The sequence below is a fragment of the Hymenobacter rigui genome, from assembly GCF_003944715.1.
GTDB classification, from domain to species: Bacteria; Bacteroidota; Bacteroidia; order Cytophagales; family Hymenobacteraceae; genus Hymenobacter; species Hymenobacter rigui.
Window position 1 is genome coordinate 235,705 of the sequence record NZ_RWIT01000001.1, and the last position, 23,140, is coordinate 258,844.

At 60.1% G+C, this 23,140-nt stretch carries 24 protein-coding genes and 1 tRNA gene; 13 read left to right on the forward strand and 12 right to left on the reverse strand.

What is annotated here, in order from left to right:
- Positions 1-7: 7 nt before the first annotated feature.
- Together EI291_RS00995 and EI291_RS01000 are read right to left on the reverse strand one after the other, a co-directional pair.
- Complete coding sequence (locus tag EI291_RS00995) at positions 8-628, reverse strand: pseudouridine synthase (protein ID WP_125417403.1); 621 nt, start codon at positions 626-628, stop codon at positions 8-10.
- A 148-nt stretch (positions 629-776) separates the two neighbouring features.
- Entirely contained in the window at positions 777-1,442 is a 666-nt protein-coding gene (locus EI291_RS01000) for a head GIN domain-containing protein (protein WP_125417404.1), read from the reverse strand.
- Positions 1,443-1,649: 207 nt separating this feature from the next.
- Between EI291_RS01000 and EI291_RS01005 the strand changes: the two genes are divergently transcribed.
- On the forward strand, positions 1,650-2,285 hold the full coding sequence (locus EI291_RS01005; protein ID WP_125417405.1) for a T-complex 10 C-terminal domain-containing protein: 636 nt from the start codon (positions 1,650-1,652) through the stop codon (positions 2,283-2,285).
- Between the two features lie 82 nt (positions 2,286-2,367).
- On the opposite strand, the gene EI291_RS01010 is transcribed toward EI291_RS01005, so the two are convergent.
- The 3 genes from EI291_RS01010 to EI291_RS01020 are packed head-to-tail and all read right to left on the reverse strand — an operon-like array spanning position 2,368 to position 5,611.
- Positions 2,368-3,708 carry a serine hydrolase domain-containing protein gene (locus tag EI291_RS01010; protein WP_125417406.1) on the reverse strand — a complete coding sequence of 447 codons (1,341 nt, stop codon included), beginning with the start codon at positions 3,706-3,708 and terminating at the stop codon, positions 2,368-2,370.
- A 49-nt stretch (positions 3,709-3,757) separates the two neighbouring features.
- The gene (locus tag EI291_RS01015; protein ID WP_125417407.1) at positions 3,758-4,462 is read right to left on the reverse strand and encodes a LytR/AlgR family response regulator transcription factor; all 705 of its coding nucleotides are present in this window, start codon (positions 4,460-4,462) and stop codon (positions 3,758-3,760) included.
- 39 nt (positions 4,463-4,501) lie between these two features.
- On the reverse strand, positions 4,502-5,611 hold the full coding sequence (locus EI291_RS01020) for a sensor histidine kinase (protein WP_125417408.1): 1,110 nt from the start codon (positions 5,609-5,611) through the stop codon (positions 4,502-4,504).
- Positions 5,612-5,833: 222 nt separating this feature from the next.
- Here EI291_RS01020 and EI291_RS01025 point away from each other — a divergent pair, with 222 nt between their 5' ends.
- Positions 5,834-7,168, forward strand: coding sequence for an erythromycin esterase family protein (locus EI291_RS01025; protein WP_125417409.1), 1,335 nt, complete (start codon positions 5,834-5,836; stop codon positions 7,166-7,168).
- 134 nt (positions 7,169-7,302) lie between these two features.
- On the opposite strand, the gene EI291_RS01030 is transcribed toward EI291_RS01025, so the two are convergent.
- Positions 7,303-8,376, reverse strand: coding sequence for a hypothetical protein (locus EI291_RS01030; protein ID WP_125417410.1), 1,074 nt, complete (start codon positions 8,374-8,376; stop codon positions 7,303-7,305).
- A gap of 69 nt (positions 8,377-8,445) precedes the next feature.
- The gene (locus EI291_RS01035) at positions 8,446-9,315 is read right to left on the reverse strand and encodes an AraC family transcriptional regulator (RefSeq protein WP_125417411.1); all 870 of its coding nucleotides are present in this window, start codon (positions 9,313-9,315) and stop codon (positions 8,446-8,448) included.
- 139 nt (positions 9,316-9,454) lie between these two features.
- Here EI291_RS01035 and EI291_RS01040 point away from each other — a divergent pair, with 139 nt between their 5' ends.
- From EI291_RS01040 to EI291_RS01050, 3 genes are all read left to right on the forward strand, one after another.
- Positions 9,455-9,856 carry a hypothetical protein gene (locus EI291_RS01040; protein ID WP_125417412.1) on the forward strand — a complete coding sequence of 134 codons (402 nt, stop codon included), beginning with the start codon at positions 9,455-9,457 and terminating at the stop codon, positions 9,854-9,856.
- Positions 9,857-10,056: 200 nt separating this feature from the next.
- A complete protein-coding gene (locus EI291_RS01045) occupies positions 10,057-11,292 on the forward strand; it encodes a tetratricopeptide repeat protein (protein WP_125417413.1) in 1,236 nt (411 codons plus the stop codon).
- Positions 11,293-11,473: 181 nt separating this feature from the next.
- Positions 11,474-11,968 (forward strand): hypothetical protein, encoded by a 495-nt coding sequence (locus tag EI291_RS01050; RefSeq protein ID WP_125417414.1) that lies wholly within the window; start codon positions 11,474-11,476, stop codon positions 11,966-11,968.
- 62 nt (positions 11,969-12,030) lie between these two features.
- Here the strand turns inward: EI291_RS01050 and EI291_RS01055 are convergent, their stop codons facing one another.
- The 3 genes from EI291_RS01055 to EI291_RS01065 form a co-directional block, all read right to left on the reverse strand.
- Positions 12,031-12,618 carry a phospholipid scramblase-related protein gene (locus EI291_RS01055; RefSeq protein ID WP_125417415.1) on the reverse strand — a complete coding sequence of 196 codons (588 nt, stop codon included), beginning with the start codon at positions 12,616-12,618 and terminating at the stop codon, positions 12,031-12,033.
- A 112-nt stretch (positions 12,619-12,730) separates the two neighbouring features.
- Positions 12,731-13,384: an MBL fold metallo-hydrolase gene (locus EI291_RS01060; protein WP_125417416.1), complete on the reverse strand. Its 654-nt coding sequence runs from the start codon at positions 13,382-13,384 to the stop codon at positions 12,731-12,733.
- A 221-nt stretch (positions 13,385-13,605) separates the two neighbouring features.
- Complete coding sequence (locus EI291_RS01065) at positions 13,606-14,061, reverse strand: DinB family protein (RefSeq protein ID WP_125417417.1); 456 nt, start codon at positions 14,059-14,061, stop codon at positions 13,606-13,608.
- Positions 14,062-14,206: 145 nt separating this feature from the next.
- Here EI291_RS01065 and EI291_RS01070 point away from each other — a divergent pair, with 145 nt between their 5' ends.
- The 7 genes from EI291_RS01070 (at position 14,207) to EI291_RS01100 (ending at position 21,444) form a co-directional block, all read left to right on the forward strand.
- Entirely contained in the window at positions 14,207-15,649 is a 1,443-nt protein-coding gene (locus EI291_RS01070) for an aldehyde dehydrogenase family protein (RefSeq protein WP_170172446.1), read from the forward strand.
- A 177-nt stretch (positions 15,650-15,826) separates the two neighbouring features.
- Positions 15,827-17,869, forward strand: coding sequence for an FAD-dependent oxidoreductase (locus EI291_RS01075; protein ID WP_125417418.1), 2,043 nt, complete (start codon positions 15,827-15,829; stop codon positions 17,867-17,869).
- 77 nt (positions 17,870-17,946) lie between these two features.
- Positions 17,947-18,357 (forward strand): hypothetical protein, encoded by a 411-nt coding sequence (locus EI291_RS01080; RefSeq protein ID WP_125417419.1) that lies wholly within the window; start codon positions 17,947-17,949, stop codon positions 18,355-18,357.
- A 140-nt stretch (positions 18,358-18,497) separates the two neighbouring features.
- On the forward strand, positions 18,498-19,010 hold the full coding sequence (locus tag EI291_RS01085) for a hypothetical protein (RefSeq protein ID WP_125417420.1): 513 nt from the start codon (positions 18,498-18,500) through the stop codon (positions 19,008-19,010).
- A 65-nt stretch (positions 19,011-19,075) separates the two neighbouring features.
- Positions 19,076-20,185 carry a DUF3616 domain-containing protein gene (locus EI291_RS01090; RefSeq protein ID WP_125417421.1) on the forward strand — a complete coding sequence of 370 codons (1,110 nt, stop codon included), beginning with the start codon at positions 19,076-19,078 and terminating at the stop codon, positions 20,183-20,185.
- Positions 20,186-20,242: 57 nt separating this feature from the next.
- On the forward strand, positions 20,243-20,755 hold the full coding sequence (locus EI291_RS01095) for an acyl-CoA thioesterase (protein WP_125417422.1): 513 nt from the start codon (positions 20,243-20,245) through the stop codon (positions 20,753-20,755).
- A gap of 131 nt (positions 20,756-20,886) precedes the next feature.
- A complete protein-coding gene (locus EI291_RS01100; RefSeq protein ID WP_125417423.1) occupies positions 20,887-21,444 on the forward strand; it encodes a type 1 glutamine amidotransferase domain-containing protein in 558 nt (185 codons plus the stop codon).
- Between the two features lie 82 nt (positions 21,445-21,526).
- Here EI291_RS01100 and EI291_RS01105 read toward each other — a convergent pair whose 3' ends face one another.
- Together EI291_RS01105 and EI291_RS01110 are read right to left on the reverse strand one after the other, a co-directional pair.
- Positions 21,527-22,024, reverse strand: a complete 498-nt coding sequence (locus EI291_RS01105) for a DUF6992 family protein (protein WP_125417424.1) — start codon at positions 22,022-22,024, stop codon at positions 21,527-21,529.
- 82 nt (positions 22,025-22,106) lie between these two features.
- Positions 22,107-22,799, reverse strand: coding sequence for a porin family protein (locus tag EI291_RS01110; protein WP_125417425.1), 693 nt, complete (start codon positions 22,797-22,799; stop codon positions 22,107-22,109).
- 204 nt (positions 22,800-23,003) lie between these two features.
- Between EI291_RS01110 and EI291_RS01115 the strand changes: the two genes are divergently transcribed.
- Positions 23,004-23,081, forward strand: a tRNA-Val gene (locus EI291_RS01115).
- Positions 23,082-23,140 lie beyond the last annotated feature (59 nt).

The window sequence follows — 23,140 nt, forward strand, 5'->3', positions numbered from 1 at the left end:
GGGCCGGCTATTCGCTCACTGCCTGCATGGGTTCATCGTATTCGTCCGCGGCTATCAGCTCCGGCACCTCGCGCACCTCGCCGGGCTGCATATCACTGAGCCAGATATCGGCCACGCGCACCCGCACCAGCCGCAGGGTAGGGTAGCCGGCGGCAGCCGTCATCTTGCGCACCTGCCGGAACTTGCCCTCCGTTACAATAATGCTGACCCAGCTGGTGGGCCCGTGCCGCTCGTCGCGGATTTTGCGGCCCCGGGCCGGCAGATCGGGGGCGTGCTCTAGGCGGCGCACCCGGGCCGGCAGCGTCTGGTAAAGTACGCTGCGGTGAGCAATTTCGAGGCCTTCCTGCAGTTGCCGAATGGCTTCGTCGGTGGGCACGCCATCTACCTGGGCGTAGTATTCCTTCTCCACATCTTTGCGGCGGATTCGCTCACTTACCCGGCCATCGGTGGTGAGCAGCAGCAGGCCTTCACTGTGCTCATCCAGCCGGCCCACGGCCATGGTGTTGGCCGGAAAATCGTGCAGCTCGCCCAGAAACTTCTTTTTCCGTGCTTCCCGGGTGTTGTTGCTCATGAACTGGCTGAGGTAGCCAAAGGGTTTGTACAGCAGAAAGTGGCGGTGCTCGGTCATAGGCCCGCAAAGGTACCCGGTTGCGGGCAGCAGCAATGGCTGGCCTGCCGGCTCCCCAGGTATGTCGGCGCCATGGGTACTGGGGCTCTGAACAGACAAAAGGCTCCGCAGAGCGTTCTGCGGAGCCTTTCTGAAGAAATAACCGCCCTTACCGCATCAGGCGGGGCTTGCCTTTGTAATGCACGTCGCTGGAGCCGGAGGCGTGGCTTTGCAGCTCTTCCGTCACGGCCACGTAGGCATCGGAAGCACCGCTGGCCTGCACATCGGCGATGCGGCTCTGCAGCTCGTAGCCTTTGTAGTCGCTGCTGCCGCTGATGTGAATCTGCTGCCGTTCGGCGCGGCCGGAGAGGCGCAGGTCGCTGGCCCCGGAGGCCGTAGCCGTCAGGGTTTTTACGTTCAGGTTCATCGTCACGTCGGAGGCACCGCTGGCCTGAATGGTGAAGTTATCGGCGGTGAAAGGGGTGGTGCTCTTTACATCAGAAGCACCACTGACGGAAACACCCGTGAGCGTGGGGCAGGTGATGTACACGGTAACTTTCTTGTTGGACAGCAGGTTGGACAGGCCTTTGTCGCGGTACAGTACCAGCGTATTGCCCTGCACCTCGGTCCGCACGTGCTCCAGTACCGTGGGTTCGGCATCTATTTTCACTTCCGTAGCCGGGCCCTGTTTCAGCACAACATCAATGGCACCGCTGGCTTTTACTTGCTCAAAGCTGCCGACGCTGCGCACCTGTTGGGCCAGGGCCGTAAATGTAGCGGTGCCACTCAGCAGGGCGGTTACAGCCAGTACAGATACTATCCGGAACGTTTTCATGGGATGCGAACAAAAAGGTGGAACAGGTGACGTATGCCAGGGTAGATGGATGCGCGGCGGAAAGCGTTGCCTGCGGGTTGCGGTTTTTTGTGTCTGGCCCCGCCGTAACCCCCGCGCAAGCCCCGCCGTATCAGCCCCAATTATAGCCGCGCGCCTATATGCAGCCAGCGGCTTTCATCTCACCTGACTTTCAACATGAATAAGTCCTTGCTTTTCCTTTCCGCGGCAGCCAGCCTGGCCGTGGCTTCCTGCACCCAGGATAAACCCGCCGCCGTGGACGCCGCCACCACTCCTGCCGCCGATACGGCCGTGGTAGTGAATGATGGCACCATGACCACCGATACCGCCGCTTACCGCACCGAAGCCGACCGCCTCGCCGCCCGCATTGCCGACGACCTGAAGCTGACCGACACCGTGGTAGTAACCCAGGTAACCAAAACCTACTACACCCGGGGCCGCCGCCTCAACGAGGTAAATACCCGCTACGCCACCGATACCACCGGCCGTTACGCCGCCCTGCGCCAAGTAAATGATGAAACCGACGGGCAGGTAAAAACCTACGTAACGGAGCCCCAGTACAACATCTACGCCTCCAACCGCGGCACCTATTACGATGGCACCCCGTACACCACCACAGTAGTAACCACCCGCGAAACCACGCCCGCGCGCCGTGGTCCGGCCATTGTGAAGTACGACAAGAAGAAAAACGGCGAAACCAAGATTGAGTACGCCAACGGTAAAACCGTGAAAATTGACAAAGACGGCGACACGAAGGTGGAGTACCCCAACGGTACCAAAGTGAAGCGCGACGCCGACGACGGACAGGTGAAAGTGAAGAAGTAAGCTTTCGGACTATTGCCGCTTACCACAACGGCCCCACCCGGATTGTCCGGGTGGGGCCGTTTGGCGTTTTTAGGGCTGCCGGCTATTGGCGCGTAAACAGGAAGTGGTTGGCGCCCTGGTGCAGCATAAAGGTGCGGGCCGCCGCATCGAACTCCATAGTGAGGCCGGCGGCATCGTACACGAATGTGGTTCGGGACTTGGCGGTGAGCGGGAAGGCGCTTTGGCCGGTTGCCTGCGCCATAAGCGTGGTGCCATTGGCCGTTACGTTGATTTTGAGCGGCATCTGGGTACTGGCGTAGTTACCAACCAGGGCAGTCAAATCTGCTGCCTCAATCTTTGGGGCGTTGAAATCGGGAAGGCGGTACGGCTTGTTGAAGTAGATGGACAGCGTGCCAACCAGCAAGTCGCTGAGGGTGTAGTCAGGGCTGCTGCCGTTGCCGCAGTAGGCCACTGTGAGCTTGTCGGCGGGGAAGTAGGTGAGGGCCGAGCGGTACCCATCAATGCTGCCGAAGTGCCCGTAGCTCTGCTGGTTGCCAAACGGCACGATGCGCATGCCCACGCCGTAGCCGTCCTGCATCACCTGCATCTGCTGCAGGGTGGCCGGCTTCACCAGCTTGCCCGCAAACAGGCCTTCCAGAAAGCGGGTGAGGTCGGCGGGGGTGGAGGTAATGGCACCCGCACCGCCCGGAATACTCATATCGGTTTCCCGCTGGATTTGCCAGGTAGCACCATCCCATACAAACGAGGCGGCTTCGTGCTGCTGGCTGTTGAGGCGGCCCCCGTAATAAGTGTTTTTCAGGCCCAGCTTACCCGTAATGCGCTTCTGCAATGCCTGGGCGTAGGGCTGTCGGGTTACTTTCTCTACCACGTAGCCCAGCAGCACATAGTTGGAGTTGTTGTAATCATACCTGGCACCGGGCTCAAACTCCACCGGCCGGGCCCGAATGAGGGCCAGCAGCTCGGCCTGGGTTTTGGGCTGCGTCATGTACTGCACATACGCCGGGTCCCGGGTGAAGTCGCCCAACCCGCTGCGGTGGTGCAGCAACTGATCCACGGTGATGGTGGAGGCGTTGGGCAGGTCCGGAAACCACGTGGCAATGGGCGCATTCAGCTTCAGCTTACCTTCCTCCACCAGCTGCATAATTATGGTAGCCGTGAAGGTTTTGCTGATGCTGCCGATGCGGTAGCGGGTGGCCGTGGTGGCGGGCACGTTGGGCTGCTCCGGACCAATGGCGCGGCTGTACACTACCTGTCCGTTCTGTGTGAGCTGCAGGCTGCCGGCCAGCTTGTGTTTCGCATCCAGCACCGTGAGCAGGCTGTCGAGCTTGGCTTTGTTGAAGGAGGAGGGCAGCGCAGTCTGGGCCGTGACGGTGCCAGCCCATAGCAAAGGCAGCGCCAGTAAGGAAATAGAAGCACGCAGCATACTTGACAGAGAATAGAGGGAAGGTGGAAATAGTGAGGTAAAGGACAGCTTATTTCCTGAAATACGCCAGCAGCTCGCTGCGGTAGGAGTTGCCGATGGGAATGAGCGTATTATCCAGCAGCAGCACGTTATCGGGCTGCAGCATGCGGATGTGGGCAGCGGCCACAATAAAGGAGCGGTGCACCCGCAGAAACGCCGGCCCCAGCACCTCCACCATTTCCTTCATGGTGTGGTGCAGCAGGTAGGTTTTGGTGGCCGTGGTAATCTTCACGTAGTCCTTGCAGCCTTCCACGTACACAATGTCGCGGTGCGGAACCTTCAGCAGACCCTGCCGCTCTTTTACCAGCAGGTATTTCTCGGTGGCAGCATCGGCAGGTGGCACGGGCTGGACGGCGGGCAGGCGGGCAATGGCTTTCATAAACCGCTCGTAGCTGAACGGCTTCAGCAAATAATCCAGCACGTCCAGCTCGTAGCCCTCGTAGGCATACTCGCGGTAAGCGGTGGTCAGCACGGTTTTGGGTGGGTGCGTGAGGCTTTTCAGAAAGTTGAGCCCCGTAACAAGGGGCATTTCAATATCCAGAAACAGCAGATCCACGGGGTGCTGGGCCAGGTGCTCGTAGGCTTCCATGGCGTTGCGGCACTTGCCCGTGAGCGTGAGGCCCGGCGTCTGGCCAATAAACTGGGTAAGCACCTGGTGCGCCAGGGGCTCATCGTCCACAATAAGGCACCGGACGGGCGCGGGGGTAGTAGTCATAGCAGTGAGAATAATGGGGATGATAAGGATTATTGCTGATTACAGGTGCAGCGTCAGCTCGGCCCGGTAGCGGCCGTTGTGCTCGGTAAGGTGTAGCTCGTAGGCGTCGGGGTAGTACAGCTCCAGGCGCTGGCGGATATTCTGCAGCCCGATGCCTCCGCTGCGCCGGGGCGAGGCGGCCGGCGCTTCGGGCAGCATGTCATTTTCGATGAGGAAGTGCAGCCGGCCCAGGGCGGCGGTAAGCGTGGCCTGCACCGAGGCATCATCGGAGAAGTGGTGGCGGCCGTGCTTGAAGCTGTTTTCCACCAGCGGCAGCAGCAGCAGGGGCGGTACCTGCACGCCGGCCGTATCGCCAATGGCCGTGAAGGCTACCCGCGCCCCGGCATATTTGCGCTGCTCCAGCTCAAAGTAGTTTTTCAGGAACTCAATTTCCTCCGGCAGCGGAATCCGGGCCTTGCCGCTGTCATAGAGTACGTAGCGCATCAGCTCCGAAAGCAGCAGAATAAAGCGCGGCGTTTCGGGTGAGCCGGCCAGGCTGAGGCCGTAAATGCTGTTGAGGGTGTTGAACAGAAAGTGCGGCTGGAGTTGGGCTTTCAGCTGCTCCATCTGCAGAGCCAGGTGGTCTTTTTCGAGATGGCGGCGGCGGTATTCCTGCTCAAACGCCACCCGCATAAACGCCACGCAGCTGAAGGCCAGCAAATCGGTGAACAGCAGGCTGAGGTAGGGCTGGGCGCGCGTGAGTAGCCGGCCCGCTGCTTCCAAATAGTAGGCGTGGTAAAAATCAGCTAATTGAGGCGGACTAGCGACGCGCTGAAAGGCTCCGCTGGCCAGCAGCATATTCAGCTTGATGCCCCACCACAGGTACAGCACCGAGCCCAGCCCTAGCAGCAGGTAGCGCCGGCGCCGCAGCAGGGCCGGCACCAGCAGCCGGTAATACGGAATGATGTAGAGCGTGGCCGCCACCGCAAACAGGATAAGCTGCGGATGCGGAAAATTGGCGTGCAATGCCTGACCGGGCTGCACGGTGGGCTCCATAAACCCATTGTACTTATACATGCCCACGTACAGCACCCACACCAAGCCCTCAAACACAAGCGGAAACCGACTGGGTCGGTCGGTGGGAGTTAGGGTGCGGCGGAACAATTGCATGGGGGCAAGTTGGCAGATTTTCCGGCCCCCCGGCTTATATCGAGGTTCGGAATTCGACCAATGGGGGTGTTTTTTTCGACCAAAAAGCTGGGGTGTCCACTTCGTCGCTTCGGGGCCCGCAGTGGTCTAAAAAAGCTTCATTTCACCGATTAAGGCACATTCCTTTGTGTCGTTGCCAGTCGCTGAACGGCCGGCTTCGTCTCCCGCCTCGCTTTGCCCGCTATGAAAACGCTCTTTCGCTCCCTGGTCACTGCCACTCTCCTTGCCGCCCCTGCGCTTACGGCCTCGGCCCAGGCACCCAGCTCCGCTGCCCCGGCTACTGCCGCCGATACGGCCCGCATCCTGCTCAACCCGACCCTTATCAACGCCGTGAATACACAGAGCTTCGAGCAGTTCCGCGAAACCGTACGGCCGCTGGTGGCGCGAATGGCGGGGAAGAAAGTAGTGGCCCTGGGCGAAGGCACGCACGGTACGGCCGAGTTCTACAAGCTGCGCTTCTGGCTGACGCGCATCCTGATGGAGGAGCACGGCTTCACGCAGGTGGCCCTGGAAAACACCTATGGCGGGGCCTTGCGGGTCGATGCAGCCCTGCACCAGCGTCCGGCTCCGGCCCTGAAGCCTCTGATGCAGAAGCACCTGCTCAGCATCTGGCAAAACCAGGAAACTGCCGAAATGCTCACCTGGATGCAGGCCTACAACCGTCAGCACCGCCGCCAGCAGGTCAGCCTTACCGGCATTGATGCCATGTTCGGCTCCGATGATGCCCTGCTCGTGCAGGAAGGCCTGAGCAAACAGAATCCCGCGCTGCGCCCGCACATTGAGCAGCTCCTGAAAAGCACCGCCTTTCAGGATGCTATGTGGCTGCAGATGAACAGCAGCTCCTTTAAATTCGACCGCAAAGCGTGGCTGAGCAACGGTCTGGCCGGTTACGATGCTGCCGAGCAGCTCCTCAAAGCCCTGCCCACCGCCCGCCTGCCCCGCGCCACGCGCGAAACCCTGGACCTGACCCTGCAAAACAGCCGCATGGTGTTCGACTACCCATACCAGGTGAAGTTCCACAAGCGCGAATCCTCCCGCGACAGTCTGTTTGCGGCCATGACGCAGCTGCTGGTGCGCCAGCCGGGCAGCAAAGTCGTCGTCTGGTCGCATGATGCGCACCTGTCGCGCCAGTCCATGGACCCCACCGACAACAACGGCGGCGGCACCGGAGCCTTCCTGGAGCGTATGTTCCCCGGCCAGTATTTCGTGCTGGCCACGTCCACCGCTTACGGCACGTTTGCCGCCACTCCGCAGGCCTTTGTGTCGCCGGTTAGCCCGATGGCCGCGTATCCGCTGCCCGCACCCAAAGCCGGCTCCTGGGAAATTTCACTGGCCCAGGTAAGTAGTCCGGCCTTTTTCTTCAATACGCACCAGTTGGGCCCGCAGGATGCGCAGCGCCCCCAGCGCCTAGTTGGCCAGACGCCGACCAGCACGGAGCAATACGGTAACTACCAACTCAGTAAAGCCTATGATGCGCTGCTGTTCCTGCGCACCACTACGGCCGCTACTCCTTTGTAATCTGCTATATCAGGTGCCCATACAAGGTGTCAATGCAAGGTGGCAATCCGCTGCTATTTTACTTCTATCCGAAAAGCCTCCGGGGTGCCACACCCCGGAGGCTTTTTATGTTTCGGGCTGCTACATAAACCAGTTCAGCGCACTATCCCGTAACCGCGCAGCTCCGCGTCAATCCGGCGGTTCCAGCGTTCCTGGGCTGCGGCATCGGTGCCGCCGTGGGTTTCCTGGTCGTACTGGTCCTGCAGGTGGTTCATTTCGGTGAAGGACTTGAGGTATTGCAGCTGCAGAATGCTGTTGTAGTCTTCCACCGTCAGGCTGTCGGGGCTGGCTTTGCGCCGGAACCGTTCCACCACCAGCCGCACCAGATCGAAGTGGCGCTGCTCGTGGTTGAGGTTGTAGGCCGTGCGCTGGTCGGGCGCCACCCAGGAGGAACTGCGCACCACAAATACCTTCAGCCATAGCTCCAGCTCTATGGTCCCATTCACTACCCGGGGGCGGCCCTGGTACGCAAAGCCCGGAAACACGGCCGCTGCGTACCGCCCTTTAGGACGCGGCTGACCAGTAAAGTCGGTCCAGCTCAGAGGGCGGGCCGGGTCGTAGAAGAGCGTGTCGGCTTCAGTTTGGCGGGTTTCGTAGCGGAAACTAGGACGCACGGCCGTAGCCAGGCGCGCATCCTGCCGCACTCCTTGTTCCAGCCATTGCTGCAGGTAGCGGAAGCCGCCCAGCAGGTTTTGCTGCAGCGCCGTTTCTACTACCGTCCGGTCGGTCAGAGGCCGCTGGTAGCGGGCCCCGCTCCGGTACTCCGTGAGCGTAACGGTCCGGCCCTCGACGTTTTGCCAGTCGAAGGCCAGACGAACGGTAAGCTGGCCCGCCGCCTGTCGGTTGGCGGCCGGGACTTCCTGCACCCGGCATTCCAGCACCCGTATAGTAACGCGGTAGCGCGCCGCCGTTGGCTGGGGCAGACTGCGCGCCGCAAATTGCTGCAGAGCGGTTTCCGTGCCGCCCTGCAGATCCACCGGCTGTACCGTAGCGGCCGTGGAAGTCAGCAGCCAGGCCAAGGGCGGGCGGCCCGGCCGCTCATCCCGCACGGCCGCCACGGCAAACAGCGGCCGGGCTACCGGAAACGGCGCGGGCTGCAGCACCAGCGGCTTTTGCGGCCCCCATAGGTTTAGCCACGATACAAACAGCGTAAATAAGAAAGCAAGCATCTACCGTAGCAGACACTTGCTTTCCGTTGCTTGTTCCGGAGTTGGGGTAATGAGAGGCTACTTCAGTGGCTACTTCCCAATTCGCTGGCGGCGGTATTCAGTGGGGCTCTGGCCGGTGAATTTGCGGAAGGTTTTGTTGAAGTGCGACAGGTTGTTGAACCCGCAGGAGTAGCACACCTCGGTCACGGCCAGGTCATCGTCGAGCAGCAGGCGGCAGGCCTGGCCCACCCGGTATTCCTGCAGAAAATCGGTGAGGGTGTGGCGGGTCATCTTCTTGAAGTAGCGGCAGAACGCCGGCACCGAGAGATACGCCACATCGGCCACTTCCTGCACCGACAGCGTAGCGCGCTGGTAGTTCTGCTCCACAAAATGATATACCCGGCTCAGGCGCTGCTGCTCCTTGCCGCTCAAGCCCTGCCCACCCGTACCGGCGTGCAGCGGCTGAATATCGGTGGTAGGAGCCTGGGCCAGCTCCTGCAGCACCTGCAACAGCAGCATCAGCCGCATAAACGGCGGGGCCGTGAGCAGCCGCCGCAGCGTGGGCCCCACGGCCGTGCGGGTGCTTCCGCCAAACGACAGCCCTTCGTGGGAGCGGGCCAGCAGGTGCCGGATGGCCGCCAGCTCGGGCCGGTCCCAGAAATCGGTGCCCAGAAAGTCGCCGCGCAGCTGCACCACTATTTCCTCGAACGGCGTGCCTACCGGCTGCCCGTAGCTGAAGGTGAGGTGCGGCAGGTCGGGGCCGATGAGCACCAGCTCACCATCCTCGAAACGGGAAATATGCTGGCCGATGTGACGGCGGCCGTGCCCGTTCGGAATATAGACCAGCTCATACTCAGGATGGTAGTGCCAGAGCAGCTCAGCCTTGCTGACTTCGGTGTAGTGCAGGAGCGTAAACGAGCTGTCAACCGTTGGATGAATGGGCTCAAATTGTAATTTCACGGCGCGGTAATGCCTCAGTGGCTTGGTGGGAACGTGAAGTTAATACATTTGGTCAATAAGGCACCAAAAATAGCCAACTGGGTAGTGGTTTTCTGCGTATTTCAACCTGACCTTTGACATACTGAAACACACTGCTCAGATGAAAACGCTCCACACCTACCTACTGGCCCTAACGATGTTAGCCCTGTTGGTGGTAGGTTCGCGCTTTGCCCAGGCCCGGCCCACATCAGCCTCGCCCGAAACGGTAGAATTGCGCAGCACCCGGCTGGCCCGGTATTTAGCTGGTTCGCTGCAGCTGTCCAAACAGCAGCAGAAAGCCGTGGAGCGCAGCACCCGGCAGTATTTTCAGCAGCTTGCCGCACTGGGCGAAACCTCGGAGCGTCCCGGTCTGGTAGCTACTGCTACTGAAGGCCGTATGCTGCCAAGCCCGGCGGCTTTGCAGGCCGAGCAAGCGTATCAACAAACCCTGGCCCGCATTTTTACTCCCGGTCAGTATAACGCATATAGCTGGCTTACCCGCCAGCCCGGTACCGGCCAATAGGTCGTTTTCCGGAACAGACATCCAGCGGCTTTGGGTGGGAATTTTAGCCGCTGGCCGTTTCCTGGGTGCTTTTGGCACGTAGTAAACGCAAAAGAGGTTGAGGCTGTGGGAGCTTCAGCCTCTTTTTTTTGTTCCGGCACGTATGATAGGGCGCGTCTCCCGCCCATTTCCTCTATACTAGGGGTTCCAAGCTGTACCTTATGCGTCTTTTTCTGTTTGGCTGTCTGATGCTGTTTGCCCTGAGGGTGCAGGCACAGCAGCCCGATACGGCCCGCGCGGCCCGTCAGATCGACTTATCCAACGTGGACGTGGCCCCGGCCGCCGTCGATATTTCGGGCTGGCTGCTTCTGGACAAGGATATTCAAACCGAGCTGGAGGGGGCGGTGTACAACATCTATAACTTCAAGCACGATAAGGCCGAGCGGCAGTTTCGCAGTTTGCGCCGCCGCTACCCCAACCATCCCATGTCGTATTTTCTGCTGGGTCTGACGACGTGGTGGAAAATCATGCCCAGCAACATCACCAACGAGCAGTACGACAAGGTATTTCTGGCCTACATGGACACGGCCATTACTAAAGGCGAAGCCCTGTACAAAGCCGATAAGAAAAACTACGAAGCCTGCTTTTTCCTGTCGGCGGCCTATGGGTTTTCGGCCCGCCTGAACGCGGAGCGGCACAACTGGAGCAAGGCCACCTTTGCCAGCAAGCACGCGCTTGATTATCTGGAAAAGAGCCGGGAAGCCAATGGCCTGAGCCCGGAGTTTCTGTTCGGGCAGGCGCTTATCAATTACTACGCTCCCTGGATTTCGGAGAATTACCCGCTGCTGAAGCCGGTGCTGCTGTTCTTCCCGAAGGGTAACAAGCAACTGGGGCTAAGTCAGCTGCGCAGCGTGGCGGCCAACGGGTTTTACACGGCCCCGGAGTCGAAGGTATTTCTGATGAAAATCCTGCAGAACCAGGAAAACAAGCCCGCTGAAGCGCTGCCGCTGGCCCAGGCTATGGCCAACATGTACCCTGATAATGGCTACCTGCAGCGCTTCTATGCCCTGATGAGCTATCAGGTGGGCGACTTACGCGAGTGTGAGCGGGTAAGCCGGGATATTCTGGACAAGATTAACCGGGGCCTCCCCGGCTATGAGGGCATCAGCGGCCGTTACGCCACCTTTTTCCTGGGCAGCCTGATGCAGAACCAGTATAAGGACCTGGATAAGGCGAAGGAGTATTATCAGCGGTGCGTGGTATTTGCTGAAAGTACCAACGATACCAAGCAGGGATTCTACCTGTATGCGCTGCTCAACCTGGCGCGCATCTCCGACAAGCAGAAAATGCCGGCTGATGCCGCCCGGTACTATAAGGAAGTACAGCAGAAGGCGGAGCGCAAGTCGGAGGCGTACAATGAGGCGCAGACCTATCTCAAAAAGCAGAAGAAGCGGTAGTCCCAGATTGAAAACAGGCAATAGTTAGCAGAGAGAATCAGCCGGTTGACGGTGTGGGGGGGAGGGTTTCGTCGGGTAGTGCAGTGTCCAGGCAATTTCAGGCAATCCAGTCTGCTCTGCAGCACGCGTATCTTATGTAAAGCCGCTCTGATTTTCACACGCATGTTGCACTCGTACTGTCATGGGTACTGCCTTAGCTCCTCGACTGGTTTTTCGATACAATACCCGGTTAAGTCTGCTGCGCCTGTGGCGCGGCGAAATGCACCACGCAACGCAGCTGGTTGAGGTGCTGGATACTCTGCTGCGGGCCATTCAGCGTCGCCAGGCCCGGCAGTTACTGCTGAACATACAGCAGCTACCACTTCTTGATCAGGCAATGCAGGAGTGGCTGCAAACCAGCTGGCTGCCCCGACTGCGCCGTTCGGGCATTCACCGGCTGGCACTGCTGCTGCCGGACGATATATATAACCGGATGGTAATTGAGGGGCTGCTATGGGCCTCTACCCACCAAGTTCTGCCTTACGAGGTGCAGTATTTTTCGGAGTTGGCGGCAGCCCTCGATTGGGTATCTGATGCTGAAATGCCAACCACGGAAACCGATTGGTTGGACTGGTGGCATTTGCCGGCGTTGTTGCGGCTGCGTCGTAAAAAGCGCCGCTGCAATTGCCGGCGCTAGGCGGTTGGTGTGCCGATACGCCATAGCATCAGCACACCAACCGCTTGGTGCGGGTAGCCGGGTTATTGCCGCTCGTGGAAAACAGTATCAATGGCCAAACCGGCCGCCAAGAGTAGCGCGCTGGATGCAGCCTGCTGCTCGCCCATATCATTAATGGAAATCAGGTAGTTGTCGGCAGTAGTGAACAACTCCCGGCCCAGGCCGGCCCATTTCTTGGTGACTACCCCTATTTCCTGGCCCGATGCCGCCAGAAACTTGAAATCCCAGCTTTTCCAGCTGCCTTTTACTTCGGCAATCTGCTCATTCTGGGTATTGAACACATAGAATCCGCCATTGAGCGTGAACAGCTTGCTCTTGAAGTAGCCGATGCGCTGATCCTGCGCATCCACGATGTGCACCTTGGAGCGCAGAAACGTCCAGCCCCGCTCAATGCGCAGTACCGGTTCCGATTCCGGCTGTTCCCGAACCGCAATGGTAACCGGGAGCATCTGCTTTTTAATCAGCAGCCGCAGCCATACCGCCCACGAGGGGGTAGCCTCAGTAGCGTACCCAATCTGTTGCTGGGTTTCAGGGTCGAGGATATCGTAGGTGTCTTTGAGCTTGAACACGCCCGCGTGTTCCCGGATAAAATATGTGCGCCGGTTGAGCATAATGAGAGATGAAGGGAGAGTGAAAAAAGAGTAGCTGCAAGCTACAGTTTCACCTCCTGCTGATCAACCCACCCACCTGCCGTCCGGGTAGCCTGCCCGACGTGCGGCAGGGCTATGGCCGCTGGCCCAGGGCTGTGGTGGGCCGGCGGCGGCCGGCTTCGCGCAGCAGTTTCTGGGTATGCTCCAGCAGCGCAACATCGCCCACCGGGCCGTGGGCCGGCACCACTACCCGCGCCCGATGGTAGCGCGCGGCTACGGTGCGCAGGCTGGCAGGCCACTGCTTCAGCGTAGCGGTTTCGAAACTGCCCAGTGAGGTAGCGGCCTGCTCCCGCACCAGCTCGCCGCCGTACAGCACCTTGCGCCTGGGCAGCCAGGCCACCACGTTATCGGGGGCAAAGCCGGCCCCCGGGAAAAACAGCTCCAGCCGCGTGCGGCCCGCCCGAATAATGGTGTAGGGCTTGAGGGCGGCGGTTGGGGTAGCGGTGAGCGGGTGTGAGGCATGCCAGCGGCGGGCGGTAGGGCCGCTGCTGTATATGCGTACTTTCTGCTGCCGCAGTACATCCAACGCCTCGGGCGTAGCTGCACCGGCCTGCGTGAGTACTACCAGCCGCACGCGCTGGTGCAGGCTGTCGGTGGCCCAGCGGAGCAGTTGGGTCGTTTGGTCGGCGCTCCAGGCACCATCAATTAGCACCAGTCCTTTGGCAGTCCTCACCAGCAATCCATTGGCCGCCAGCGGGGCACCAGTACCGGGGGCGCGGTAATGCATAGTAGGCACAAATATATCGGGGGCAACCGGTCGGACGCGCAGGCGTGGCAGGGCCGGAAGTGGGACTGCCTGCGCAGGTGGCGGCAGCAGAGAAATCAGGGAAAACAGCCAGCAAACAACTCCCAGCCGCAACCGGCCGGGCAAAACGGGAACTCGCATCATGCACGTATCAAACAAAACAAGTTCCCCTAACGCCGTTACCTCCCGGAAAAGTGCCTGGGCTAACGCGGAGTCCGGTCCAGAATCTGCTGCACGTGGTGCTCCATATGTACAGCGTAATCTTCAATAAGCCAGCCCAGCGTAACGGAATAGCCGTTTTCGAACTCACAGCGGTACTGATGCGCCTCGGCCGGAATGCGGGAAATTAACCGCATCAGCTGCTGGTTATAGGTAGTCCAGAGGGCCAGCAGGTTGGCGGCCGGGGTATGCTGATAGTCGGCGCACCGCACCCAGTCTTCCTGATCATACGGTACAATTACCAGGGGCTCCGGCCGCGTGAGGGCCAGTACGAAGCGGCGGTGGTTGTTGGCGGCTGAGTCGATGAGGTGCCCCAGCACTTCCTGGCGCGACCAGCGCCCCGGAGCCGTTGGTACGGTTAACTCTTCCACCGAAAGAGCGGGCAATTCTTCGTTCAGCAGGTTCAGGAGTTCCTGCAAACGACGACAGACCTGGTGCATAGCGTATAATAAGCAGCCTGTTCCGGGGGGATACGCCCGTATTTCCCTTGAACAAGTGTGCAAAGATGGCGTTATGCCGTTGGAACCTGGCGGGTGTTCGTTACTTTTTATCCGCTTTTCTTCTCATTTCGCCCTCTGCCTGCCCATGAGTACTTCTGCGTCTTCTGTTTCTTCTACCACGCAGCGTCCTGTTGCGGAGCTGTTTGCCCGGCAGCAGGGCCGGGCTGATGCGTTGCGCCACGAGGGCATCGAAAGCCGGGCAACCCGCCTGCGCAAGCTGGGAGCCTGGATTACTGACAACCGGGCCGCTATTCAGCAGGCGCTGTACGCCGATTTTCGTAAGCCTGCCGCCGAAACGGATGTAACCGAAATCTGGTCGTCGCAGACGGAGCTGAAGCACACCTTGCGCAACCTGAAGCAGTGGGCGGCCCCGCGCAAAGTGGGCACTCCGCTGGCGTTGGTGGGCACGCGCGGCTGGGTGCAGGCCGAGCCCAAAGGTGTCTGCCTGATTATTGCGCCTTGGAATTACCCGTTTTACCTGGCCATTGACCCGCTGATTTCGGCCCTGGCGGCCGGTAACTGCGTTATCATTAAGCCCTCAGAAATGACCCCCACCGTGGCGGCGCTCCTGAGCCGGATGTGCCGGGAACTGTTTGACCCGGCCGAGGTGACGGTGGTGGAAGGCGACAAAGACGTGGCCACCGAACTGCTGGCCCTGCCCTTCGACCATATTTTCTTTACGGGCAGCCCGCAGGTAGGCAAAGTGGTGATGCGCGCTGCTGCCGAGCACCTTACCAGCGTTACGCTGGAGCTGGGCGGCAAAAGCCCCGCCGTGGTAGATGATACCGCCGACCTGCGCGACGCTGCCGAGAAGATTGTGTGGGGCAAGGGCATCAATGCCGGCCAGACCTGCGTGGCCCCCGACTACGTGCTGGTGCACGAGCAGGTGCGCGACCAGCTGGTGGAGGAAATTCGGCAGGTAATCAGCCGGTTCTACTCGCCCGACGGGCAGCCGGTGGCCGCGTCCGGCTCGTTTGCGCGCATTGTGAATGACGGGCACTTCCAGCGCCTGTCGGGCCTGCTGGATGACGCGCGTCAGCAGGGTGCCACGGTGGCCGTGGGGGGCGCCACTGATGCCGGGCAACGGTTTCTGGAGCCGACCGTGCTGCTGGATGTGGCCCCGGAAAGCCGCGTGATGCAGGAGGAAATATTCGGGCCGCTGCTGCCCATCCGCACCTTCCGCACGCTGATGCAGGCCGTGGATGAGGTAAACTCGCGCCCCCGGCCGCTGGCTTTGTATGTATTCACGCAGAGTCAGGAAAACCAGCGCTATCTGCTGCAGCACATCCCCGCCGGCGGTGCCTGCGTCAACGAAACCATCCTGCACCTGGGCCACCCTGATTTGCCGTTCGGGGGCTTCGGCAACAGTGGCCTGGGTCGGGCCCACGGCCACGCAGGCTTTATGGCCTTTAGCAACGAAAAATCGGTGCTACGGCAGCGGGTGGGCCGCACCAGCCTCAAGCCCATCTACCCTCCCTACACGCCGCAGGTGAAGAAGATGATTAACTGGCTGGTAAAGTGGTTGTAGGAAATGAATGGAAAGGAAGGAATAGAGCGTCATGCTTCGGCTGCGCTCTGCATGACAGCCATTTGTTCATTTATCCATTCGTATGCATGACGAGTAATTCGCAGAAAATGACGAACTTTTAGGGCCGGACTTTGGGTCGGCGCTGTTTCCGTTCGTTGCTCCGTTTTCCCACCCGTTATGCAGTTCACCGAAGCGCAACGCGCTACACTGCGCGCCCTCGCCGATACGTTTATTCCCAGTCTGCCCGCCCCGGCTGATTCCCCGGATGCCGCTTACTGGGCCCGGCGCGGCTCAGAGGGCGTTGATCTTGAAAAGCTGGCGGCGGCCATAGCAGCCCAGCCCGCCGGCGCGCAGCGGGAGTTTCTGCAGTTACTGAAGCTGCTGGATTCGTCGGCGCTGGGTATGACGTGGTTTGGACCGTTGCGGCCGTTTGTGCGGCTGGAACCGGAGCAGCGCGAAAAGCTGCTGCAAAGCTGGGCGGCGTCTAACGTGCCGCAGCTGCGCAAAGGCGTGCAGGCGTTGCGCAAGCTCTGCATGTTTCTGTACTATGGCGGCTCCACGCCCGAGCAGGGAGAGTTTGTGTGGGAGCACATCGGCTACCCCGGCCCGCAGATGGTGGATGAGCCGGTAGCCGCTACCCGCCCCATTCAGCTGCTGCACCCCACCCAGGATGGTACCCGCTACGACTGCGACGTGCTGGTAATTGGCAGCGGTGCCGGTGGGGGAGTGGTAGCCGGGGAGCTGGCGGCGGCCGGCTACGAGGTGCTGGTGCTGGAGAAAGGTCCCTACTTCCACGGCTCCGATTTCACCCAGCGGGAGGTGGATATGCTGGGAGCCCTGTACGATGCGCGCGGTACCCTCAGCACGCAGGATGGCAGCATTGGGCTGCTGGCCGGCTCCTGCCTGGGGGGCGGCACCACCGTCAACTGGGCCGGCTCCTTCCGCACCCCCGATTATGTGCTGCAGGAATGGGCCCGCGAGCATCAGGCCCCGCATTTTGTAGCAGCTTCGTTTCGGGAAAGCATGGATGCCGTAAGCCGGGTGCTCAGCGTGAACATTGAGCACACCCGCCACAACGGGCAAAATCAGGCGCTGCTGGATGGCTCGCAGCGGCTGGGGCAGGAGGTAAAGCTGATTCCGCGCAATGAGCGGCACCAGAGCAGCTCGGAGCAGCAGTTTCAGGGCCTGGGCTACAGCTGTTTCGGCGACCGGTACGGCGTCAAGCAAGGTACGCTGAACACCTATCTGCAAACGGCGTTTGAGCACGGGGCCCGCATTCTGTGCAATACGCACGTGGAGCGCGTAACCATAGCCCAGGGCCAGGCTACCGGCGCCGAAGCCGTGTACACGGCCCCCGATGGCCGGCCGCTGCGCCTGACGGTGCGGGCCCGGCGGGTAGTGGTGGCCGGAGGCTCGGTACAGACACCGGCGCTGTTGTTGCGCAGCGGCGTGCAGCATCCGCACCTGGGCCGCCACCTGCATCTGCATCCTACGGTGGTAGTGTCGGGGCTGTACCAGCAGCGCATGGACCCCTGGCACGGGCCGATGATGTCGGTGGTGAATGATGGCTTTACGATGCTGGATGGCACCAATTTCGGCGCGAAGCTGGAAACGCCGCCGGCGCATCCGGGCCTGATGAGCATGGTACTGCCCTGGCGCTCAGGACGGCAGCACAAGGAGCTGATGCGGCAGGCCGCGCATATCGGGTCCTTCATTGTGCTGACCCGGGACCGGGACGGCGGCATTGTGACGATAGACCGCCACGGTGCGCCCCTCATCGACTACACTCTCAGCGACTTTGACCGTAGCCACCTGCTGCAGGGCGTACAGGCGGCGGCCAACATCCATGTGGCGGCCGGGGCACACACCGTGCTGCTGCCGCATGGTACACTGCCAGTGCTGCGCGCCGAAAATGGCCGGGCCCTCAACCCGGAAGTACTCAGCAGCCTGCCGCACCTGAGCTGGAAGGCCAACCAGTTTGGCCTGTACAGCGCCCACCAGATGAGCTCCTGCCGGATGGGCGGTGATGCGGCTACTCACCCCACCAGTCCCACCGGGGAGTTATATGCGGTGCGCAACCTGTTTGTGGCTGATGCCTCGGCGTTTCCGGCGTGCAGCGGCGTAAACCCCATGCTCACCATTATGGCGCTGGCGCATCACACGGCTCAGCACCTGAAAGCCAGTCTGCCCGCTTCGGTGGCAGCAGTTGCGGCGTTATAGAGGCCCACGGGTGGGAAAAATGTACCCGTTGGCCGGGTTTTCGCGTAGGCATCAGCACACGCCTTTCTCCACACCTTATGTACTCCTTTCGCCTCCCGTTGGTCGTGCTGCTGGCTACCAGCCTGCTGGCCGGTTGTGCCCGCCGCAACAAAGACAAAAGCCCCACGGCTACCTCTACCACCACTGCGGCTCCGGTGGTAGCGCCTACCGCCGCCCGCGACCTGACCGATGTGCTGACGGAAGAGCTGAACCTGACCACCGAGCAGCGCACAAAAGTACGGGCTGTATTCACCAGTACTACCGAGCAGGCCAATGCCGCCAAGCAGCGCCTGGGCAGCAACCGCCCGGCCCTGCTGACCGAGCTCAAGCGTATCAACGCCTCTTCAGACCAGGAGCTGAAAGGAATCCTGACGCCTGCGCAGTATCAGCAGCTCAAAACCAAGCAGCGCCAGGTGCAGGCCCAGATGCAGGCCCGCCGGGCCCAATAGTTGGGATACAACTGCTGGTTGGCGTAACTTTTCAAGCTGGTTGAGCACGCCAGGCAACTCTTTCAGTATAAGTGCCATCTGAACCCACAAGCCCCGCCGAAAGACGGTGGGGCTTGTGGGCTTTTATTTTCAGATGTACCATGAAAACCTGTGTACTTGCGCTGCTCCTCAGCCTGCCTGCCGCTGGCTGGGCCCAGACTTCTTCTTCCCCAACGGGGCTGGCCCAGCGCCTGAACCAGCTGATGCGCGACCCCAAGGAACCGGAAACGGAGGTGCGGGTAGTGCTTTCAGATTGTCATTTCACCCAGATAATCCGGAAGTACCGCACCAGGCCGGCTGAAGGTGCTACCTCCATTCAGGTAAGCCACGAGAAAAACGGCGGCGAGTGGGCCGTGAAGTCCAATGACAAAGTGGAGTTTGAGCTGAAGCTGGGTTCCGACTGGAACCAGGTAACGGCGCTGACCTACGCGCCGGCCACCCGCGAGAAAACCGGCGAGAAATACTACGAGCTGAAAATCAAGCGGGAGCGGAAGGAGAAGGATAGCTCCAACAACACCACGTTTGAGCTGCCGCTCTACACCACTGATGAGGCCGTGGTGCAGAGCCTGGTGCGGCAGCTGGAGCAGGTGCGGCGCAACTGCGGCGGCCGCTAATTCGGGCGGTCCGCAAACCTCTGCTACCCCCCGCCGTTTGTAGCCTACACCTTCATCTTCGGTTTATGGCTTCAAAAGTGTACACGCTGCGATTCAACCCCAAGCTCAGCCGCAATGCCGAAGGCGATGATGTGCGCGACGGGCTGTCGGCGGCCGTGCTGACCGGAGAAAACCTGTGGCTCTGCTGCGACGAATCGACTACTCTGGAACGGTTGCGCCGCACCGGACCGCGCACCTTCGGGAAGCACTGCCAGTATGCCCTGGCTGACCTAGTGAGCCTGCCCGATAAGGTGACCGAGGAAATAGATCTGGAAGGAATGGGCGAGGCTGAAAACTACCTGTGGGTAATTGGCTCGCACAGCATCAAGCGCCGCAATGCCAAGCCCGAAACCGCTACCATAGCCAAGCAGATTAAGCGGCTGGCTAAAGTGGAAACGGCCCCCAACCGGTGCCTGCTGGCTCGGATTCCGCTGGTAATTAACGCAGAATCCGGTGACTACGAGCTGCACAAAACGGCCCCGCACCCCACAGCAGAGGGTCAGAAGCTTCGGGCCGCGCAATTGCGCAGCCGCAAAACCGGCACCAATGAGCTGCTGGATGTACTGACCAGGGATGAGCACATCGGCCCCACCTTGCGCGTACCGGCCAAGGACAATGGGTTTGATATTGAAGGGCTGGCGGCCTCTCCTGATGGCCGGCTGTTTCTGGGGCTGCGCGGACCGGTGCTGCACGGCTGGGCCATTATTCTGGAAATCAGGCCTGAGGATTATGCCAAAGGTGAGTTGCGGCTGGGGCAGATGGAAGGCGGAGGCCATCCGCTTTACAAAAAGCATTTCCTGGATCTGCGCGGCATGGGCATCCGCGAAATCCGGCAGCAGGGCACCGACTTGTTTATTCTGGCCGGTCCTACCATGGACCTGGACGGCACTATTGCCGTGTACCGCTGGCGCAACGGGCTGTTTCAGGCCCACGACAGCCTGACGCCGGCTGAGCAACTGGAGCGCCTGCTGGATGTACCCCATTTGCCTCACCTCGACCGGGCTGAGGGGATGGCGCTGCTCAGTGAGCGGGAAATGCTGATGGTGTTCGATAAACCGGCCCCCGCCCGCAAGCCCCGGCCCCACACAATTCTGGCCAACGCCTACACCTTGCCTGATGGCCCCAGCAAGGGCTAAACCGGCCAATCGGGAACAAACCTGCACCTTTGCCCCCGTTCCATCTGCCTTACACCCATGGCTACTCAACTGGTAAAAACTCCCGAAACCCTGCACCGCATCCGGTTTCAGGACTGTGATATGCTGGGCCACCTCAACAATGCCCGTTACCTCGATTATTTTCTGAATGCCCGCGAAGAGCACACCATTCAGCACTACGCCCTTAACCTGGGGGAGCTGGCCCGGGAGGCAAAGTCGGCGTGGGTGATTACTAAGCACTGCATAGCCTATCTGCGTCCGGCCAACCACGCCGAGCAGGTCCTCATCCGCACGCAGCTCATCCACTTCGATAACTCCAACCTGGTAGTGGAAATGCTGATGCTGAGCGAAGATGGCCTGCGGCTGAAAGCCGTGCTGTGGTCAGAAATGGCCTTCGTGAAAGTACCCGGCGGCACCCGCACCGAGCATCCCGACGAGTTGATGGATATGCTGGAGCAGCTAGATGTGGAAGCAGTGGACTACGACCCCGACGGATTTGATGAACGAGTAAAACGCCTGCGTAAGGAATTGAAGCGCGAGCGGCACGAATAGGGCCAAGCCCGGCAAAAGGCCAAAATCCTGCTCCAACCGTCAGGCCATCGGGCCGTTAAAGAAAAGCCGGCAGCACACGTGCGCTGCCGGTTTTTTAGCACGAACTCAATTCCATTTAACCACCCGAACCCATGAGCATTTTTGGCAGTGATGACCTGAAAGGCAAGAAAATAGCCATTGTAGCCACCGACGGCTTTGAGCAGTCGGAGTTGGAAAAACCCAAGAAGTACCTGGAAGGTGAAGGCGCCGAAACCCACGTTATTTCCCTGAAAAGCGGCTCCATTAAGGGCTGGGACGAAAAGGACTGGGGCGACAAGGTGGATGTGGACAAGGTAATCGGCGACGTGAAAGTGGCTGACTACGATGCCCTGGTGCTGCCCGGCGGCCAAATGAACCCCGACGTATTGCGCACCAAACCCGAAGTAGTAAGCTTTATCGGCGAGTTTGTGCGTTCCGGCAAACCTGTAGCTGCCATTTGCCACGGCCCCTGGACGCTGATTGAGGCCGATGCCGTCCGCGGCAAAAAGCTCACCAGCTGGCCCAGCCTGCAAACCGACGTAAAAAACGCCGGTGGCCATTGGGTAGATGAAACTGTGGTGGTTGATGGCAACATCATCACCAGCCGCAACCCGCAGGATATTCCGAACTTCAACGAGAAGATCAAAGAAGCCCTGGTAGGTAAAAAATAAGTCCTAGTTAGCTTTGATGAGCTTTCTTTGGCAGAAACGCCCCACTGGCCTGACGTTGCCGGCGGGGCGTTTTTTTGTGCGCCTATTGGTTCAGAGCCAGTAGTTGAGCAGCGTACTGGTGGTAGAGCAGGTAAAACCCCGCATCACACAAAGTCAAAAAAGCCCCCTGTAGCAACACGGAGCGTCCGTAGCCCTCCATCTGCTCCGGGCGGGCGGCTTTGGGCGCGCGGGTCCGAAGCCAATACCCAATTGCTATATATATCAGGTCAAGACCGGCATTCAGGAGCAGAATATGCTCGAAGCGCTGCTGGGCGGCTATGCTTTCAGGGAGGCTGAGGCCGGCCACGTGCTGCGGGTTGGCGCTTAGGATACCCCACACCGCCAGCAGTGCATTCACCACATTCCAGCCCACGTTCATCAGGTGAAAATGATGCGCCACCGTGCGCGCATCGGTGCGGGCCACATAGTAACCGCTTACCAGCAGATTCAGTAGCGCCCAGGTACCCAGCACAGCCATGCCTCGTTCGACCAGCAGCTCGCGGGCATGGTTAATCAGGTCCAGTTCAGGAGTGGCAGGCATACAAGGAAATGTAATCGACTACAAAAAAAGGAAGCTCCGGGGAGCTTCCTTTTTTACTTATCTGAACAGGTAGTGCGGCAAATTAGTTGGCAATGCCCAAGCCCACATACACCTGGAACATACCGTTCTTGATGTTGTTGATGGACTGCGCCGCCGTGCTGGAGGGGTTCTTGATGATATCGGCAAAGCCGGCGGTGTAACGGCCACCCACGCGGGCGGGTCCTACGCGGGCTTCTACGCCGGCGGCCAGGCCGTAGTCGAAGCTGCTGTAGCTGTAGCCATAGGTGTTATTCTCGTCAGCAATTTTCCGCTCTTTGCTGCCTTCCTTCACTTTGGTGAGCAGCGAAACCTGCGGACCCACGTGCAGGCTTACGTTGTCGAGAAAGTTGTACACCAGCAGCACCGGTACCTGCACGTAATCGAGGCGGGTAGTATAGGAGCCGGTTTGGGTGGTGTTGGCCGGGTTGCTGGCTTTGAAGCCCTGGCGGCTGTACAGCACTTCGGGCTGAATGGAAAATTTGTCGTTGAAGCCAAACTGGGCATATACCCCGGCGTGGAACGTGTTGTAGATGGCCTCGTTGCCGTAGTTTTTCTTATCGTCGCCCCGGAAGTTGGAGGCCGTAAAGCCGCCTTTGATACCGAAACCGTTGTTGCGGGAATCGGTGGTGCCGGTGCCGTAATCAGCCGAAGAAGGAGTGCCGCTGGGGCCGTTCGTCTGGGCCATGGCCGTTACGCTCAGTGCGCAGCCAGCCAGCAAGAGTGCGAGTTGTTTCATGGATGTGGTAGCGGTGGTTCAGGGATAGAAAGGAGCCGTTTCGGGGAGTTGGAGCAGCATCCGTATGCCGCTATACTTGCCCGCGCTCAGAAGGTTACAGCACCAACCTGGGTAATATCATAATCTTACACCCTGGTAAGAGCTACAATCCCTGCTGATCGGTTATCTTTGGCTCTTTACGGCCGCCGCCAGATGGTTTTGTCAGGGGTGTTAGCTCAGTTGGTTCAGAGCACTACCTCGACAAGGTAGGGGTCATCAGTTCGAGCCTGATACGCCCCACCAGCAAAACCGCCCGAATCCGAAAATAACCGCCCTGTCCGGCGGTTATTTTTGTATCCGGT